This is a genomic window from Streptomyces sp. NPDC088252, from assembly GCF_044740965.1.
Taxonomy (GTDB): domain Bacteria; phylum Actinomycetota; class Actinomycetes; order Streptomycetales; family Streptomycetaceae; genus Streptomyces.
In genome coordinates this window covers 416,996-433,636 of sequence record NZ_JBIURS010000004.1, presented here as the reverse complement: position 1 = coordinate 433,636, position 16,641 = coordinate 416,996, and the positions used below count along the sequence as shown (strand labels likewise).

Here is a 16,641-nt window from a genome sequence, read left to right as displayed (position 1 = left end):
ATAGGTAATCTGCGGCTATGACGCTTACTTTTGAGTTGGATCCCAAGTTCGACCGCACCCTGCGGGACGGCATCACCGAGCTGTGGACCGATGTCTCCAACGCGGGCGGGGCGGTCGGCTTCGTGCCGCCCGTCACGACCGACGACGTCCGGCCCGAGCTGGTCAAGCACCTCGTCGCCATGGCCGAGGGGCGCACCCGGCTGCTGGTCGGTCACGACGAGGAGGGCGCCGTGGCCGCCACGGCCTTCCTGGCCTTCAACACCCACCGGCTGATGGCGCACTGGATATGGCTCTACACGGTGATGGTCCACCCCCGACACCAGGGCAAGGGGTACGGGCGCGATCTGATGGACGCCGCGGCCCGTGCCGCCCGGGGGATCGAAGGGGTGGAGGCCATCCGGCTCACCTGCCGGGGCGGCACCGGTGTCGACCGGTTCTACGCGTCGTGCGGATACAAGGAGGTCGGGCGGGTGCCCGACGCGATCCGGGTGGCCGACGGGGACGACCGCGACGACATCATCATGCTGCTGCCGCTCGGCTGAGCGCTGCCGGTGCCGCCCCCGCGGGCCGGGCCCGCGGGGCTCGTCGGAACCCCTTTGACGCAGCCCTCCGAAGTGATCGATTCCGGGGCATGCTTCACTGGTCGGGCAGGATCGCAGGACTGTCGTACGTAGAGAGAGAGGCCAACTGTGTCCGCTGCCAGGCCGAGCGCGACAATTCGGTACACCGCGATGCGCCTCAGCATCTTCGTCGGCTGCTTCTTCGTCGCAGCCGTGGCCGTTCACTTCGGCCTCCTGCCCTCCGGGGCGGGCGGTTCCAATCTCGTCTGGGTGATTCTGCTCGCCCTGGTCCTGTCCGCGCCGCTCAGCTACGTGCTGCTGCGCAAGCAGCGTGACGAGATGTCCGAGCAGATCGTGTCCACGGTCGACCGCACCAAGGCGAGGCTCGAAGCGAACCGGACCCGCGAGGACCACGTCACCCCGTGACGAACGGGTGAGGGTGGCATAAGGGCCGCGTAAGTTTCCTCACACACCCAGCACACCCAGCACGCTTTCCGTACCGAACCCCAGTGCCGGAGCAACCGCTCCTGTACTGGGGTTCCGTCATTCCCGACGGGGGTTTCGCCGTTTCCGCGGGCGTGTCGGGCGCTCCGGCGTGCGCGGTGCTGCCCAAAGAAGACCTTTGAGGTTCTCAAAGTTCAAGTGTTAACGTGTTCGGCATGGAGACAACTGTGCGCCCTCGGCCCGGCGCGAGCGTCGCGCTCGTGGGGCGCCTGCATGTCGACCTCTGCCGCTGTATGTCCGCGGTCTGTTGCCGCAACGTCTGAACCGGCACCATGCAGCGGCGCCGCCCCTGACGCGGGCGCCGCACCCCCGTCCCTCCGCACAACGTCCCCGTGCGCCCCGATGCGTCACATCAGGAGTGTGTCCGTGTCCGCGAATCCCGCGTCCACCGCCGCGACCGACAGCCCGTCCGGCTCCGGTTTCCGCATACCCAAGGTCCCGTTCTGGGCCCAGATCGTCGCCGGTCTCGTCCTCGGTGTCGTCCTCGGGTGGCTCGCCCGTACCTACGACATCAACTGGCTCCACACCACGCTCGACAAGGTCGGCCACATCTTCGTCCAGCTGCTGAAGCTGGCCGTCGCGCCGCTCGTCTTCTTCGCGATCCTGGTGTCGATCACCAACCTGCGCAAGGTCAACAACGCCGCCCGGCTGGCCACCCGCACCCTGCTCTGGTTCATGATCACCTCGCTGATCGCGGTCGCCATCGGCCTCGCGATCGGTCTGATCACCAACCCGGGTTCCGGCACCGGCCTCACGCCGAAGGACGGCAAGCTGCCGGAGCACGCGGGCTCCTGGCTGGACTTCCTCACCGGCATCATCCCGGACAACGTGATCACCCCGTTCACCGAGCTGAACGTGCTCCAGATCGTCTTCATGGCCGCCGTCGCCGGTATCGCCGCGCTGCAGCTCGGCGAGAAGGCCCAGCCGATCCTCACTCTCAGCGAGTCCGTCCTGGAGCTCCTCCAGAAGGCCCTGTGGTGGGTCATCCGCCTCGCACCCATCGGCACCATCGGCCTCATCGGCTACGCGATCGCCGACTACGGCTGGGACCTGATCGGCAAGTACGCGACGTTCACCGCCGACATCTACATCGGCTGCGCCCTGGTGCTGTTCGGTGTGTACCCGCTCCTGCTCGCCACCGTCGCCAAGCTCAGCCCGCTGCAGTTCTTCAAGGGTGCCTGGCCGGCGATCCAGCTGGCCTTCGTCTCCCGCTCCTCGGTCGGCACGATGCCGGTCACCCAGAAGGTCACCGAGCGCCTCGGCGTGCCCAAGGAGTACGCCTCCTTCTCGGTCCCGTTCGGCGCCACCACCAAGATGGACGGCTGCGCCGCGATCTACCCGGCGCTAGCGGCGATCTTCATCGCGCAGATCTTCGACGTCCAGCTGGGTGTCGGCGACTACGTCCTGATCGCGTTCGTCTCGGTGATCGGTTCCGCCGCCACCGCCGGTCTCACCGGCGCGACGGTCATGCTGACCCTCACGCTGTCGACGCTGGGCCTCCCGCTGGAGGGCGTCGGTCTCCTCATGGCCATCGACCCGATCCTGGACATGATGCGTACGGCCACCAATGTTGCGGGCCAGGCGCTGATCCCGGTGATCGTCTCGGCCCGCGAGAAGATCCTCGACCACGACGCCTACAACTCGGCCTCCTCGTCCCCGGTCGACGACGAGGTGCGCGACGCGGAGCCGGTGAGCGTGCCGGTCGCCGCGTAACGACCGCCGCTTGCGCCGAGCGCCCCCGGCCCGTCCGCCGACGGGCCGGGGGCGCTCGGCGTTGCGCGGGCTCCGGCCGGCACCTCAGGGAGCGGTGCCCGAGGCGACGAAGAGGGGAAGGGCGAGGAACAGCCGCCCTGTCCGGGCACGTGCGCGCTGGTCCGCGGTCCGGGCCGAGGCCTCCACGGCGGTGAGGGCGCCGGCCTCCCTGGCCGCCTCTGCCGGCCCGATGTGCATCGGCAGCGCCGCGGCGTCGGTGAGGACTGTCGTGCGCACCTGCGCCCCGACGTCCTCGAATCCCGCGTCCAGCAGCAGACTCCGGTGGCGGCGGGCGGCTCGGGGGCTCGGTACCGTGTCGGCCCTCGCGTGCACGACGGCACGGGTGAGGGCGGGGCCGTCGGAGTCGATGACGAAGGTGTCCCAGTCCTGACCGACCAGGACGGCCCGCCCGTCGGCGACCAGGACGCGTCGCGCCTCGCGCAGCGCGGCAGCCACTACCGCGCGCACGTGGCACTCGGGCTCCGAGCAGGCGCCTGAGGCGCCCCTGCGCGACAGGGATGCCGCCGCCGACGAAGGACCGCCGACGCCCCGGGGACGGCGGCGGGCGCCGACGGTCGGTCAGGGGTGCGGCAGTTCGGGGCGGTACAGCCGTCGGCCGGCGCCGGCGTGCGGTCCTCCGGGCGGTCGGCGCACTGCGGGGCGTGTGCGACGTGCGATGTGTACGGGCCCCTCCGCTGCGGTGAACCAGAACAGGGCCGCGCACAGGAAGGCCGCTGCCGCGAAGACCAGCGATTGTGTGACGGAGTCGTTCCGCGCGCCGGCGGCGAGCGCGCCGGCCGCTGACAGTGCCAGGGCGACCGTCGGCAGCGCACGAGGGCTCCGCGTGATGTCTGGTGCGTCGGCGGGTGGCAGCAGCCGGGCCGCGAGGCTGTAGCAGGCGCAGGCCAGCAGCGTGGCTCCCAGTACGTCGCTGGGCCGGTGGTGGTAGAGGGCCTGGACGGCGCCGGCGGTGACGGCGAGCCACAGCATGCAGGCCGCGATGACGTAGGGGCGGATGCGGGGGGAGGCGACGAGGGCGGCGGCGAGGGCCAGCCCGGCGGGAATGGCCACGTGCCCGCTGGGGAAACTCACCGCGGTGAGCATGTCGGGCGCGTCCACCAGATCGGGGCGGGGCAGGACCACCTTGCTGAGCACCTCGGTGCCCCCGAATGTGACCACGACGACCCCGGTCGCCGCGAAGCCCGGCCACCAGCACCGCCGCACCAGGGCGACGGCCACGATGACGGCCGTACCCACGAGCAGGGTGGGCAAGGCGGTGTCTTCGAGCGGCGGCAGGGCCGCCGAGCCATAAGCCGTCCCCGACCAGTCGTAGATCCATGCCGGCTCGGCGCCGACACCGTTGAGCAGGGCGTTCTCCGCCCGTTGCCCGAACGGGGTGCAGACAGCGATCAGATAGACCGCCAGGAGCCCAAAAAGGTACAGCGGAGCTGAGGTCCGTGGCCGCGTCGTCCGCGCGAGGCTGGGTTCGGTCGTGGTTCCCGGGACCTGGCCGGGGGTGTCCGGGTGCGTGGACAGGGGCGGGGGATCGTGCCGAGTCATCGCCTTCTCTGTTTCTTCGTGGGGCAGTTCGGTCACGCGCCTCTTCCGGCACGCGGTGGGCCGACGGGCTCGGCCGGCCCACCGGGGATCTGCTCCTATTCGAGGAGCGCCTGGCTCTGCCGGCGCTGCGCGGTGATCGCCAGGGCCGGCAGGGGCGCGATCAGGAGGAGGAGCACGACCAGGCTCGGCAGGGAGTTCATGAACCAGTTCGGCTGGACAACGATCGCCTGCGTACGGACGATCGCGAAGGCTGCGACGGGGATCAGCCACCGGTGGTCGCCGGTGGCGGCCGTCGCCACCCACGCGGCGATCAGCGCGGCGACTTCGAGGGCGAACAGGCCGCGTTGGAAGACCGGACCGGCGGAGATGATGTGCAGGCCCCCGGCCACGGACATGGCGAGCACGACGGGGACCAGCCGGCGGTACGAATGGCGCCGGAGCCGGCCGGGACGGCAGGCGGCCAGCACGATGCACGCGGTGAACAATGTCCCCGACAGCACCAGGTCACGGGCCGCTATCGGGGCGCCCAGCCCGTAGTAACCCAGGCCCACCTTGCCCTCGGTACCGAAGAGCGTCGTCGAACTGCCGGGCGTGGCCCCCGCGTAGACCATCGCCGCTGCGGCCGGCAGGGCGATCCACGGCTTGCCGCGCAGCAGGGCGATGAGGCAGACCAGCGGAAGCAGCCCGTAGGGCAGCAGCCGTGTCTGCGTGCCGGGTCCTTGTGCCCACGGGTACCAGCCGGCGAAGTGGAAGGCGATGGCATGCCGGCCGGGATCGATGTGCAGTGCCCAGTGCCACACATCCTGCAGGTACGGAACCAGTGCCAGCGCGGCGAGGGCAAGGGCGGCCAGATGGATGCCGTCCAGCCACCACGGCCGGGCCGTGTCGTCGACGGCGGCACGGGCGCGGGCCTGCACCCCGGCGCGCACCAAGGCGGCGATCTCCCGCGGCGGGGGCCAGGAGCGGCCGGGATACGCCTCGGCCAGGCAGGTCAGCAACTCCTCTCCCTGCCGGGAACGGTAGGACTCGGGATAGGCCGCAAGCAGCAATCGGTTCATGCCGGGGCCGCTCCGACATCCCGCGAACGCCCGATGACGAGGGCCGCCGCCTGCTGCATCCGCAGCGCCTCCCGGCCGAGCATCGCGGTGCCGTCCTCGGTGAGCCGGTAGTAGCGCCGCGCCCGCCCGTCCACGATCTCCTCATGGTCGGAGACCACCAGCCCGGCCCGCTCCATCCGCTCCAGCGCACCGTAGAGAGTGCCGACAGCGATCCGGAGCCGCCCGTCGGTGGCCCGCTCGGCAGCCTTGATGATGCCGTAACCGTGCAACGGCCCGTCCATGAGCGCGGCAAGGATGAAGTACTGCGGTTCCGTCAAGGACGGATTCTGTCGTGTCACACATCGAGCATATATCGAGTGACGAGATATATCTGTCGGCTGCGGTCAGGTCGCCGGCGGTGCCTCCGCTCCCGCGGCGGGCGTCGGAGGTTCCCCAGGCCCCGAGCACCACGTGCGTGCGTGACGCGACGCGCCTGGTCCGGGCCGGATCAGTGGTGGAACAGGACCTCGGGGTTGTCCGGTGTCGGGCCGTCCAGGAGCGGCTGGGGCGTGCCCCGCAGATGCAGATCGAAGAAGGCCGCGACATAGTCCCGAGTGATCCGCATCGAGCGTGCGCCGGAGAGGGGCGTCTCGGGGTCGACGATGCCCAGCTGGTCTCCCAGGACGGGGACATCGGTGAAGGTGAAGTGGCCGGAGCCGGTGACGGTCAGCCAGCGCTTCCAGCCGTCCAGCCGCGCCCAGCCCTCGTCCCAGCTCTCGTCCTCACCGCCGGGACGGTGGTAGGAGGCGGTGCCGAGCATCAGGAACGGTCTGCCGTCCAGTCCGCCGGCGGGGACCGGGTCGAAGAAGGTGCCGTCCATGTCGACCCCGGCGCGCACGCGGTGGTCGGCGGCCATCGTCGAGGCGGTGGCGTTGCCGCCGATGGAATGGCCGGCCATGCCGATCCGGTCCGGGTCGATCATGCGGGCGTGACGCCAGGCCGGGTGACGGCCGGTCAGCCGGTCCAGTACGAAGGAGAGGTCCTCGGCCCGCCCCGTGGCCACGGCTGCGATCCCCGTTGTTTCGGTCTGTTCGCAGGCGGCGCAGGTGAGCAGGCGCCCGCCGGGGAAGGCGGTGCCGGTGGACTCGTAGGCGTGGTCGACCGTCGCGACGACGTATCCCCGGCTGGCCAGATCCTCGGCCAGGCCGGTCAGCGTTGTCCGCGGCGTGCCGAAGCCGGGGGAGAGCACCACCAGCGGGAACCGGCCGGGTGCCGGGCGGGCGGCCGTCCGCGCGTGGGTGAGGGTGGCGCTGACCGTGGTCGCGGGGACCACGTCCGCCAGGCCGCGGGACTCCAGCATCAGCCGGGCCTCCTCCGTGGTCATGTACGGCGCGGTCGTCGTGCCGCTGCCGGGCCGGGCCGGGTAGTGGACCGACACCATCAACTGCCGGGCGCCCGCGGCCGGGACCCAGGGGTCCGGTCGGCTCCGGTCGGTCAGATGCAGGGTGTCCCGGCCCGTTGCGTACGGTCCGGTCGGCCGGGGGACTTCGAGGGACGGTCCGGTGACGGCGTGCGCCGCAGGGGCCGCATCGGGACGGGGTGCGGGGTCCGGGGCGGCTGACGCGGTCGTGGGCGAGGCGAGCAGGACGGCCAGGGTGAACGCCGTGGCCGTGGCCCGGCTGCGAAGACTGATCATGGTGAGGACGCTACGGATCCGGCCGCGCCGGAACATCGCACCCAGGGGGGAACCGCCGTCCCACCACGGGGTGACCTCGGGTCCCGGGATCACCCCGTGGTGGTACGGGGCGATCCCGGGAACTGGAGGACATGGCTTCCGGTGGAGGTGCGACCGGCCGCTCGGCGGCCGCGGGAGCCCTCTCCGTACGACGGGCGTGGGGCCTGCGCCGTACTCTTGCCGGGGAGCGGGGCAGCGGGGGCGGGAGGAAGTCGGACGTGGGTGCTGTGAAGAGCAAACGGATGCCGCGTGCCGTGCGCGAGCAGCAGATGATGGACGCCGCGGTGCGGACGTTCGGGCGGCACGGATACCGGGCCGCCTCGATGGACGAGATCGCGGAGTTGGCCGGGGTGTCGAAGCCGCTGGTCTATCTGTATCTGAATTCCAAGGAGGAGCTCTTCACCGCGTGCATCCAGCGCGAGGCGAAAGCGCTGGTCGCAGCGGTCCGGTCGGGGGTGGAGCCGGAGCTTCCGGCGGATCGGCAACTGTGGGCGGGGCTGCGGGCGTTCTTCACGCACACCGCGGAGAACCCGGACGGCTGGGCGGTACTGCACCGGCAGGCGCGTACGCACGGGGAGCCGTTCGTCACCGAGGTCATGGTGATGCGCGACGAGATCGTTGCGTTCGTGACGGGTCTGATCGGTGCGGCGGCCCGTGAGGCCCACCAGGATCCGGCACTGCCGGACCGCGATGTGGCGGGTCTGGCGCAGGCCCTCGTGGGGGCCGCGGAGTCGCTTGCCGACTGGGTCAACGACACCCCGGGCGTCTCGGCGAAGGAAGCCGCGGCCACCCTGATGAACTTTGCCTGGGCGGGCCTCGGAAATCTCATGCAGGGGCGTCCGTGGCTGCCGCCGAACCACCCCACCGATCAGGGCTAGGACCTCTCGTTCGCATCATGCCGGGCTGATCCGAACGAAGGACGCAGGAGCAGCGGCCGGTCAAGAATCCGCTCCTTCACCCTCCCGCGTCGTCGACCCCGTGAGGTGGACCCGGCTGCCGCTGCGGAGCCGGAAGCCGGAGCCGTCCGCCGCGTACGTCACCGTCGCCGGGAGCAGGACCGGTGCCTTGAAGTCGGCGCGCACGGCCCGGATCCGGCCCGGATCGTCGGCCTCGGCCAGGCAGCGGGCGACCGTCCACATGCCGTGCGCGATGGCCCTCGGGAAGCCGAACAGCCGGGCCGTCAGCGGGTGCAGATGGATGGGGTTCCGGTCACCGGACACCGCACCGTAGCGACGTCCCAGATCGCCGGGGAGCCGCCATTCGGCGACGGCGGGGAGCTCGGTGGCAGGGGCTGCGCCGACAGCGCCGGGAGCAACGGTGGTCGTGGTCGGACGACGGGACAGATAGCCGCTGCGCGACTCCCAGACCAGCTCACCGCCCGAACGGGCCTCCGTCACCATCGTGACCTCGGTGCCGCGTCGATGCGGCGTCAATGCGTCTGCGTACACGGTCAGTTCGAGCGGATCCGTGACGGGCGCCGCCCGGTGCCGGGTGATCTCGATCCAGGTGTGGACCAGCCCGACGACCGGCAGCGGGAACCTCCGGGCGGTCATCAGACGCATCGCGAGCGGGAAGCCCAGCACATGCGGGTAGGTGAGCGGCGGCGGGGCCGCATCGGGGAAGCCGCAGATCCGGTTGTACGAGGCGAGGGCGCCGGGGGCGACGCGGACGTCTCCGGCCGTCAGCCGGTCGGCGGTGAGCGTGGCACCGGGCCGGCCGGCGCGCTTGAACGGGGACGTGAGCGCGCCCCGTACGAGTGATGCCGTCAGGGTCCGGGAAGGGGTGGCAGCCGTCATCGGGCGTCACGCCCCCAGCAGGCTCTGGCCGCAGACCCGGACGATCCGGCCGTTGACGGCCGTCGACGCGGGCTGGGCGAACCAGGCGGTCGTCTCGGCGACGTCGACCGGCAGACCGCCCTGCGAGAGGGAGTTCATCCGGCGGCCCGCCTCCCGGATGAAGAGGGGGACGGCCGCGGTCATCCTCGTCTCGATGAAGCCGGGGGCCACCGCGTTGACCGTGACGCCGTGGTCGGCGGCGGCGCGCGGAGCCAGCGAACGGACCAGGCCGATGATGCCCGCCTTGCCGGCCGCGTAGTTCGTCTGCCCGATGTTGCCCGCGATGCCGGCGATGGACGCGGTGGCGACGATCCGGCCGCCGCGATGGACGGCGCCCGCCTTGAGCAGGGCGTCCGTGGTGCGCAGCACGCTGTCCGGATTGACGTCGATGACCGAGGCCCAGCGGTCGGCCGGCATGTTGGCGAGCCGGCGGTCGCGGGTGATGCCCGCGTTGTGGACGAGGACGTCGAGACCGCCCGGCACCGCCGCGGCGATCCGCTCCGCGGCGTCGTCCGCGGTGATGTCCGGCGACAGGGCCGCGGCACCGAGCCGGTCCGCGGTACGGGCCAGCTCGTCCTTCGCCTGCGGGACGTCGAGGCAGACGACCCGGGCGCCGTCCCGCGCCAGCACGGAGGCCACCGAGGCGCCGATGCCGCGTGCGGCGCCGGTGACCAGCGCGGTGCGCCCGGCGAGCGGGACCTCCCGGTCGGCCACGGGATCGGGGGCGGCCGAGGTCAGCTCGATGACCTGACCACTGACGTACGCGGACCGGGGGGAGAGCAGGAAGCGGAGGGTCGACCCGGCCGAGGCGAGGGCATCCGGTACGACACGGAGCAGCTGTGCGGTGGCGCCCCGGCCGATCTCCTTGCCCAGCGAGCGTACGAACCCTTCGAGGGCCTGCTGGGCGGCGGCCTGGTGATGGTCGTCGGCCGACGGCCGCACCCCCACCACCACGACGCGCCCGCCCGGCGCCAGCGAACGGATCACCGGATGCAGGGCCGCGCGGACGTCGGCGAGTGTGCGGGGTGTGTCGACGGCCGTCGCGTCCACCACCATCCCCGCAGGGCGTTCGGCGCGCGCGGTGACGTCGAGCCCGGTCGCCGTGAGAAGTGCGCCGAGTTCCTCCGTGACGGCGGACTCCCCGGCGGTGAGGTGCAGCAACGGCCCGTCCAGCGACGGGGTCCCCGGCGACCAGCGGCGCAACGGGGCGGGCTGCGGGAGGCCGAGCCGCCGGGTCAGGAAACGGCCGGGTGCTGTGCCGGCGAAGTGCAGATAGTGATCGGCCATTGTCCGGACTCCCCGCGCGGTCATGGATTTACTCCAGAGTAAAGTTACTCAAGAGTCAGAAGTTGGTCGAGATGATCCCCCTCGCACTCCCGCAGCCCCGCAGGGTCGCGGTCATCGGCGGCAGTCGCATCCCGTTCGCGCGCGTCGACGGCCCGTACGCACAGGTCTCCAACCAGCAGTTGCCCACCGCCGCGCCGGGCGGTCTGGTCGAGCGGTTCGGGCTCCAGGGGCAGCGGGTCGGCGAGTTCGTCGCGGGAGCCGTCCTCAAACACAGCCGCGACTTCAACCTGGCCCGCGAGACCGTGCTCGGCTCGGAACTCGACCCGCGCACCCCCGCGTACGACATCCAACAGGCCTGCGGCACCGGCCTCCAGGCCGTCATCACCGCCGCCGACAAGATCATGCTCGGTGCCGTCGACTCGGCGATCGCGGGTGGTACGGACACCGCGAGCGACGCGCCCCTCGGCGTCAACGACGAGCTGCGCACCCTGCTGCTCTCCGCCCGCCGGGCCACGTCGACAGGTGCCCGGATCAAGGCACTCGCCGGGATACGCCCCCGGCACCTCGTCCCGGACATCCCGCGCAACGCCGAACCCCGCACCGGCCTCTCGATGGGCGAGCACGCGGCGATCACCGCCCGCCGCTGGGGCATCGCCCGCGAGGACCAGGACCTCCTCGCGGCCACCAGCCACCAACGGCTCGCGGCCGCGTACGAGCGCGGCTTCCTGGACGACCTCGTCGTCCCGTTCCGGGGCCTGACCCGCGACCAGAACCTGCGTACCGGCTCCACGACGGAGAAGCTCGCCACGCTGAAACCGGTGTTCGGCACCGACCACCCCGGCGCGACGATGACCGCGGGCAACTCCACCCCGCTCACGGACGGCGCCGCGACCGTACTGCTCGCGAGCGAGGACTGGGCGCGCGCCCACGGCCCGGAACCGCTGGCCCACCTCTCGTTGTACGAGACCGCGGCCGTCGATCACGTGGGCGGCGAGGACGGCCTCCTGATGGCCCCCGCGTACGCCGTACCGCGCATGCTGGAGCGCGCCGGGCTCACCATCGAGGACTTCGACCTGTTCGAGATCCACGAGGCCTTCGCCTCCCAGGTGCTGGCCACGCTCGCGGTCTGGGAGAAACAGGGCCTGGCCCCCGTCGACCGGGCGAAGCTCAATGTCGCCGGCTCCTCACTGGCCACCGGCCATCCGTTCGCCGCGACGGGCGCACGAATCGTCGCCACCCTGGCCGAACTCCTCGCCGAGCGCGAGGGGCCGGGCCGGGGCCTGATCTCCATCTGCGCAGCGGGCGGCCAAGGCGTCACCGCCATCCTCGAACGCGTGTGACACCCCGGAAACCCGACACGAGCCACCGGACGAAACGGCCGCCGGACGGACCCGGCAACGCCGCCCGACCCCACGTTCAGGAGCCGCACATGTCCACGCCACCCGCCTCCGGCGCCGTCCCCGCCCTCGTCGAGCCGGCCAGGGTCAGATCCGCGGACGGCTCGGTGCGACAGGTCTCCGTACCTTCCTTCGCGCCCCCGTCCGCCGCGGCTCACTCGCCGGGATCCCGTTCGACAACGCCCGGGAAGCCCCGTCCGACGCCGTCCTCAGCCGGAAGCGGCCGGACGGCGGCTGGCAGGACGTGACGGCCGCCGCGCGGGACTTCGAGGCGGAGATCGACGCGCTGTACCGGAAGTGACCGTGGTCTCGGCACAGCGTCGCCGAGACCGGTTCTCCGGGCCGCAGGGCCTCTCGGTCGGATCAGGCCGGGATCGTGTGTTCCGGTCCCTGATCCGGCCTGATCCGAACGGAAGACCCCGGCGGGATCCCTCCCGGCAGTCCCGCGCGTATGTCACGCGATCTTCGAGCGGGCGAAAGTGGCGGGCGCCGACCGGCGGGAGAGCTCGGCGACACGGTCGGCCGCGAATTTGCGGTTCATGAGGGTCTGATCGCGATGGGCGGTCGGAAGGTCGGGCAGGGCGAGGAGACGGTCACAGGAGGCCAGTGAACCGCGCGGGTCGCCGGTCCAGTACGCGGTGATGGAGTGCTCGAAGAGCAGGCCCCAGCTGTAGATCCAGGGTTCCATGAACAGCCAGTCCTCGGGGGCGGGGCGGCCCAGGCCGGCGGTGGCGACGGCGTGAGCCGCCTGATAACGACCCATCTTCCGCAGCCGGGAGGCCAGTTCGTAGCAGGCCTCCAGCCGTTGTGGCCGGTTCTCCCACGCACGGGTGAGAGCGTCCATCGCGTCGGGCCAGTCACCGTGGTCGGCCTTGAGCACACCCACCTGCAGCAGGGCGTAGTACACCTCCTCGTCCCACCCGCCCATGCCGGCCCGGCGCTCGTAGGCCGCGATCGCCTTTCGGGTCTCGCCCATGTCACGGAGCGTCTGTGCGAGGTAGAAGACCGTGCGGGGATTGTCCGGATCGCGCTTGAGGTCCTCGCGCAGCAGTCGGGCGTCCCGGGTGAACTTGTCCCCGCGCGAGCCGCCGTCGGCGAAGTGCTCGATGCTGAACGCCGAGAGGTTGGCGACGACGTGCTGCTGATCGGCGGTCAGATACTCGTGCGTCGCGCCCTCGTAGCGCCATGGGAGGTCGCCCCTGACCAGCCTGGGGATGCGGTACTCAAGGGGGCCGAGATGGCGCACCATGTAGGAGTCGGCACTCAGCTCGGACAGTTCGGACAGCGGGCCGTCCCGTCGGACGGCCATGTCGGCGTCGACGAGCAGGAGATAGTCGGCCTTGCCGCGTGCCCGCTGGATGTTGAGGGTCCGGTTGTGGCCGAAGTTGGTCCATGGGTCCTCGTGGAGCTCTCCTGGAATCCCCTTCATCGTGGCGCGGATCAGTTCCTGTGTTCCGTCACGTGAGCCGGTGTCGGAGATGACCCATGTGTCCACCAGGTCGCGCAGCGAGTTCAGGCATCGCTCGATGACCTTGGACTCGTCCTTGACGATCATGCACAGGCAGATCGACGGCTTTCCGTGCAGGGCGGGTGACCGTTCTTCAGTGGAACGGTCGATCAGATTTGTCATGTACATTTCCCGATCTGGCTTCGATGGAGTAACACCCCACGGGGAATTGGCACGGCGTGCGGGATCAGCCGATCCGGTCACCGCGGAGAGCGACGCTAGTGCGCCGGAATCCGGTGGCCGCGACGCGACACGGGGTTCCCGGAGTGGCCTGTCCGGAATGCTCAGATGATCAACCGGTCATGTCCTGGCGGCAGATGGCCGAATGATTTCTCCTCCGCACAGGGGGCTATCTGCACCCAGTCGGTAGATCGGCGGCGTGGCGCATATGCCTTTCCTGTGTTGCGCCTGTCACAGTCGCGGCTCCGATCCACGCAGATCCGGTAAGGAATCCAAGATGCGCAAATCGAGAAGCTGGGACATCCTGTCCCGTTCTACCCTGGGCGCCATGTCGCTGGGACTGACCCTGGCCCTGTGCCCCATGGACATCGCTCACGGAGCGCCGAGTCCCACGTACACGCCGGCGGACAACCGAGCGATGGCCAGCCGGGTGGCGGCCAGTGTGTCCGGGACGGTGATCTCCCAGACCTCTCAGAACATCCGCAGCGCTCCCGACACCCAGTCGACGATCGTGGGCAGCGTGCCGTCCGGCGGCACGGTGTCCATCGCCTGTCAGGTGGAAGGCGAGATCGTCGGCGGGAACCCGCTGTGGTACCTGCTGTCCAACGGCAGCGGCTGGATGAGCGCCCGCTACATCGTCACCCAGGGCAGCGTGCCGTTCTGTGAAGGCGGTCCGGGCTCCCCCGGTCCGACCGGTCCGACCGGTCCCACTGGTCCGACCGGCCCCACGGGTGCTAAGGGTTCGACCGGTCCTACGGGGCCGACGGGTGCGACAGGTCTCACCGGTGCCACGGGCCCGGCCGGCGCCAACGGTGCCACGGGCGCCACCGGTCCTGCCGGTCCGACCGGTGCGACGGGTCTGCAGGGTGCGACCGGTGCCACGGGTCCGGCCGGTGCCAACGGTGCCAACGGCGCCACGGGCGCCACCGGTCCGACGGGGCCGACCGGTCCGACGGGTGCGACGGGTCTGCAAGGTGCGACCGGTGCCACGGGCGCGTCGGGCGCTGTTGGTGCTCACGGTCCTACCGGGCCGACGGGCCCGACGGGTGCGACGGGTCTGCAGGGTGCGACCGGTGCCACGGGCGCGTCCGGTGCCAACGGCGCCAACGGTGCGACGGGCGCCACCGGGCCGACCGGTCCGACGGGTGCGACGGGTCTGCAGGGTGCGACCGGTGCCACGGGTCCGGCTGGTGCCAACGGCGCCAACGGCGCCACGGGCGCCACCGGTCCGACGGGGCCGACGGGTGCGACGGGTGCGACGGGTCTGCAGGGTGCGACCGGTGCCACGGGTCCGGCCGGTGCCAACGGCGCCAACGGTGCGACGGGCGCCACCGGGCCGACCGGTCCGACGGGTGCGACGGGTCTGCAGGGTGCGACCGGTGCCACGGGCGCGTCCGGTGCCAACGGCGCCACGGGTCCGACGGGTGCGACGGGTGCGACGGGTGCCGCTGGTACCAATGGTGCTGATGGTGCTACCGGTCCGACGGGGCCGACCGGTCCGACGGGTCCGACGGGTGCGACGGGTGCGACGGGTGCCGCTGGTACCAATGGTGCTGATGGTGCTACCGGTCCTGCGGGTCCGACGGGTGCCACGGGTGCTGCCGGTACCAATGGTGCTGATGGTGCTACCGGTCCTGCGGGTCCGACGGGTCCGACGGGTGCTGCCGGTACCAATGGTGCTGATGGTGCTACCGGTCCTGCGGGTCCGACGGGTCCGACGGGTGCCGCCGGTACCAACGGCGCCGATGGTGCTACTGGGCCTGCCGGCCCGACGGGTGCCACCGGTGCGACGGGCGCCACCGGCCCGACGGGACCTGTTGGCCCGTCGCAGACCGCAACCAGCGCCGCCACGCTCGTGCCCGCTGGAGGCAGCGTTCAGGACGTCACGGCGACATGCCCTGCCGGAACCGTGGTGACCGGCGGAGGCGCCGTGAGCCAGTTGCAGAACCCGGACATCATCTGGACCGCGAGCTCTCCGGACACCTCCACCAACACCTGGCACGTCTCCGCATACAACAACGGCGCCACCCCGCAGACCGTCCAGTCGTACGCGGTCTGCATCCCCTCCTCCGGTGCGTGAAGTGACTAGTTCCAAGGGGAACGAACAGGGATCCGCCTAGGGTTCGGACGAGTCCCCCGTGGCCGCTGCCGCAGCAGATGAAGCTCTTCTGCTGCGGCAGCTTCCTGTTCATTCCGGTACATCGCACAGCCCCCGAGTCCGCGACCCGGTGCGACCGCGCCGGCGCGCGCCGGACGCACTCCAGCGAACTCCTGCGAAGGGATCGGCTCGCGTACTCGGGGCCCGGCGTCCCGCCCCGCTCCTGAGCAGGACCGTCACCCCGGTCGCCGGAGGTGGCCCGCATCGGCGATGCCGGTGATCCGAAGGAGAACACCGCCCGTGCGCCGGGCCCGTCGGGCGCCGCCGCACCGTCGCGGCCCTGAGACGACCGGCCCTGAGGAGACCGGCCCCGAGGGCGCCGGGTCGGCCGACGCCGGGGGAGCGGCGTTCGCGCGCTGGTGGCGCCGTGCGAGGGTGGGCCCGGGAGGGGTGGGTCATGGACGAGCCGCGAGGCGGGGGCACGGACCCCGACGGACGTTTTGTGCTGCATCGGTTCAACGGCGACGAGGTGTACCGCTTCAGCTCGGCGGAGATGTGGTTGGGCCGCGCGACCGACGGCGGTCCGGACGTGGACGCGGTGCTCTGGTTCGAGCTCGCCGCCGATGACGACGCCATCCAACGGTGCGAGGACACGGCGGATGCGGGCATGGCGCCGACCGCGGAAGTCGGCATCGGGCTGGCGGTGGCCGAAGCGGACGTCGACCGGCTGATCGGGCGCACGTTCGTGATGCCGGGTGCGGCGGACGGCGAGGACTCGTGCATGTCGCTGCTCTATTACTACGAGCACGAGCCGCTGCGGGACAACCGGATCACGGTGCTCTCGCGCAATGGCGACCGCTTCCGGCTGCGTTGGACCGCGGTCTGCGAGGACGTGAACTTCTACGACGGGAGCAAGCCCCCGACCCGGGTGGAGATCGACGGCGAGTTCCTGTTCCGGGACGCCCGCGCCTGACCCTGGACGCCTGTGCCGTACCCGCACCGCACGGCACATGCCCTGGTCGCGCGGGTGCGCGGCTTGCGTCGCGCTCCGGAACGCCCCTGCCATGGACAGTGCGGCGTCGTCGACATGGTTCAGCGCGGTGGTCAGGGCCTTGCCGCCGTCGGGTGTTCGGTGTTTCTGATGATGGAAACGCTACGTTGCATTCATGACCGAGGCAATGGTCTCGTT

At 71.3% G+C, this 16,641-nt stretch carries 15 protein-coding genes and 2 pseudogenes; 9 read left to right on the top strand and 8 right to left on the bottom strand.

Features of this window, described 5'->3' with window-relative positions; all coding sequences use genetic code 11:
• The first annotated feature begins 17 nt into the window (after nucleotides 1-17).
• From ACIOHC_RS11760 to ACIOHC_RS11750, 3 genes are all read left to right on the top strand, one after another.
• Nucleotides 18-542 (top strand): GNAT family N-acetyltransferase, encoded by a 525-nt coding sequence (locus ACIOHC_RS11760; protein ID WP_401842587.1) that lies wholly within the window; start codon nucleotides 18-20, stop codon nucleotides 540-542.
• Nucleotides 543-689: 147 nt separating this feature from the next.
• On the top strand, nucleotides 690-986 hold the full coding sequence (locus ACIOHC_RS11755) for a DUF4229 domain-containing protein (protein ID WP_351080110.1): 297 nt from the start codon (nucleotides 690-692) through the stop codon (nucleotides 984-986).
• 444 nt (nucleotides 987-1,430) lie between these two features.
• The gene (locus ACIOHC_RS11750; protein WP_351080112.1) at nucleotides 1,431-2,777 is read left to right on the top strand and encodes a dicarboxylate/amino acid:cation symporter; all 1,347 of its coding nucleotides are present in this window, start codon (nucleotides 1,431-1,433) and stop codon (nucleotides 2,775-2,777) included.
• 84 nt (nucleotides 2,778-2,861) lie between these two features.
• Here ACIOHC_RS11750 and ACIOHC_RS11745 read toward each other — a convergent pair whose 3' ends face one another.
• The 5 genes from ACIOHC_RS11745 to ACIOHC_RS11725 form a co-directional block, all read right to left on the bottom strand.
• Entirely contained in the window at nucleotides 2,862-3,284 is a 423-nt protein-coding gene (locus tag ACIOHC_RS11745) for a hypothetical protein (RefSeq protein WP_351080114.1), read from the bottom strand.
• 111 nt (nucleotides 3,285-3,395) lie between these two features.
• The gene (locus tag ACIOHC_RS11740) at nucleotides 3,396-4,376 is read right to left on the bottom strand and encodes a phosphatase PAP2 family protein (RefSeq protein ID WP_389637562.1); all 981 of its coding nucleotides are present in this window, start codon (nucleotides 4,374-4,376) and stop codon (nucleotides 3,396-3,398) included.
• Nucleotides 4,377-4,471: 95 nt separating this feature from the next.
• Nucleotides 4,472-5,434, bottom strand: coding sequence for a hypothetical protein (locus tag ACIOHC_RS11735; protein ID WP_351080118.1), 963 nt, complete (start codon nucleotides 5,432-5,434; stop codon nucleotides 4,472-4,474).
• Nucleotides 5,431-5,772 (bottom strand): PadR family transcriptional regulator, encoded by a 342-nt coding sequence (locus ACIOHC_RS11730; RefSeq protein ID WP_365691230.1) that lies wholly within the window; start codon nucleotides 5,770-5,772, stop codon nucleotides 5,431-5,433. The genes ACIOHC_RS11735 and ACIOHC_RS11730 overlap by 4 nt, the downstream gene beginning before the upstream one ends.
• A 149-nt stretch (nucleotides 5,773-5,921) precedes the next feature.
• Nucleotides 5,922-7,109, bottom strand: a complete 1,188-nt coding sequence (locus ACIOHC_RS11725) for an alpha/beta hydrolase family protein (RefSeq protein ID WP_389637546.1) — start codon at nucleotides 7,107-7,109, stop codon at nucleotides 5,922-5,924.
• 281 nt (nucleotides 7,110-7,390) lie between these two features.
• Between ACIOHC_RS11725 and ACIOHC_RS11720 the strand changes: the two genes are divergently transcribed.
• The gene (locus ACIOHC_RS11720; RefSeq protein WP_351080157.1) at nucleotides 7,391-8,026 is read left to right on the top strand and encodes a TetR/AcrR family transcriptional regulator; all 636 of its coding nucleotides are present in this window, start codon (nucleotides 7,391-7,393) and stop codon (nucleotides 8,024-8,026) included.
• Nucleotides 8,027-8,086: 60 nt separating this feature from the next.
• Here the strand turns inward: ACIOHC_RS11720 and ACIOHC_RS11715 are convergent, their stop codons facing one another.
• Both ACIOHC_RS11715 and ACIOHC_RS11710 read right to left on the bottom strand, forming a co-directional pair.
• On the bottom strand, nucleotides 8,087-8,944 hold the full coding sequence (locus ACIOHC_RS11715) for a MaoC/PaaZ C-terminal domain-containing protein (RefSeq protein ID WP_351080123.1): 858 nt from the start codon (nucleotides 8,942-8,944) through the stop codon (nucleotides 8,087-8,089).
• A 6-nt stretch (nucleotides 8,945-8,950) separates the two neighbouring features.
• Nucleotides 8,951-10,270: a 3-oxoacyl-ACP reductase gene (locus ACIOHC_RS11710; RefSeq protein WP_389637564.1), complete on the bottom strand. Its 1,320-nt coding sequence runs from the start codon at nucleotides 10,268-10,270 to the stop codon at nucleotides 8,951-8,953.
• Nucleotides 10,271-10,341: 71 nt separating this feature from the next.
• Between ACIOHC_RS11710 and ACIOHC_RS11705 the strand changes: the two genes are divergently transcribed.
• Entirely contained in the window at nucleotides 10,342-11,610 is a 1,269-nt protein-coding gene (locus ACIOHC_RS11705; RefSeq protein WP_389637547.1) for an acetyl-CoA C-acetyltransferase, read from the top strand.
• Nucleotides 11,611-11,699: 89 nt separating this feature from the next.
• Nucleotides 11,700-11,956: pseudogene (locus tag ACIOHC_RS11700) on the top strand (long-chain fatty acid--CoA ligase); the annotation flags it as partial.
• Nucleotides 11,957-12,121: 165 nt separating this feature from the next.
• On the opposite strand, the gene ACIOHC_RS11695 reads toward ACIOHC_RS11700, so the two are convergent.
• Nucleotides 12,122-13,297 carry a glycosyltransferase gene (locus ACIOHC_RS11695; RefSeq protein ID WP_365691232.1) on the bottom strand — a complete coding sequence of 392 codons (1,176 nt, stop codon included), beginning with the start codon at nucleotides 13,295-13,297 and terminating at the stop codon, nucleotides 12,122-12,124.
• 265 nt (nucleotides 13,298-13,562) lie between these two features.
• Between ACIOHC_RS11695 and ACIOHC_RS11690 the strand changes: the two are divergent.
• The 3 genes and pseudogenes from ACIOHC_RS11690 to ACIOHC_RS11680 form a co-directional block, all read left to right on the top strand.
• A pseudogene (locus tag ACIOHC_RS11690) lies at nucleotides 13,563-13,979 on the top strand (SH3 domain-containing protein); the annotation flags it as partial.
• A gap of 1,305 nt (nucleotides 13,980-15,284) precedes the next feature.
• Nucleotides 15,285-15,434: a hypothetical protein gene (locus ACIOHC_RS11685; protein ID WP_351080159.1), complete on the top strand. Its 150-nt coding sequence runs from the start codon at nucleotides 15,285-15,287 to the stop codon at nucleotides 15,432-15,434.
• A 475-nt stretch (nucleotides 15,435-15,909) separates the two neighbouring features.
• Nucleotides 15,910-16,425, top strand: a complete 516-nt coding sequence (locus ACIOHC_RS11680) for a hypothetical protein (RefSeq protein ID WP_351080128.1) — start codon at nucleotides 15,910-15,912, stop codon at nucleotides 16,423-16,425.
• Nucleotides 16,426-16,641: the final 216 nt, after the last annotated feature.

What these genes read in the sequence shown, in the direction of transcription:
- ACIOHC_RS11760 (WP_401842587.1), top strand. Translation starts at nt 18, where the DNA reads ATGACGCTTACTTTTGAGTTGGATCCCAAGTTCGACCGCACCCTGCGG.
- ACIOHC_RS11740 (WP_389637562.1), bottom strand. Translation starts at nt 4,376, where the DNA reads ATGACTCGGCACGATCCCCCGCCCCTGTCCACGCACCCGGACACCCCC.
- ACIOHC_RS11735 (WP_351080118.1), bottom strand. Translation starts at nt 5,434, where the DNA reads ATGAACCGATTGCTGCTTGCGGCCTATCCCGAGTCCTACCGTTCCCGG.
- ACIOHC_RS11725 (WP_389637546.1), bottom strand. Translation starts at nt 7,109, where the DNA reads ATGATCAGTCTTCGCAGCCGGGCCACGGCCACGGCGTTCACCCTGGCC.
- ACIOHC_RS11720 (WP_351080157.1), top strand. Translation starts at nt 7,391, where the DNA reads ATGCCGCGTGCCGTGCGCGAGCAGCAGATGATGGACGCCGCGGTGCGG.
- ACIOHC_RS11715 (WP_351080123.1), bottom strand. Translation starts at nt 8,944, where the DNA reads ATGACGGCTGCCACCCCTTCCCGGACCCTGACGGCATCACTCGTACGG.
- ACIOHC_RS11710 (WP_389637564.1), bottom strand. Translation starts at nt 10,270, where the DNA reads ATGGCCGATCACTATCTGCACTTCGCCGGCACAGCACCCGGCCGTTTC.
- ACIOHC_RS11705 (WP_389637547.1), top strand. Translation starts at nt 10,342, where the DNA reads ATGATCCCCCTCGCACTCCCGCAGCCCCGCAGGGTCGCGGTCATCGGC.
- ACIOHC_RS11695 (WP_365691232.1), bottom strand. Translation starts at nt 13,297, where the DNA reads ATGACAAATCTGATCGACCGTTCCACTGAAGAACGGTCACCCGCCCTG.
- ACIOHC_RS11680 (WP_351080128.1), top strand. Translation starts at nt 15,910, where the DNA reads ATGGACGAGCCGCGAGGCGGGGGCACGGACCCCGACGGACGTTTTGTG.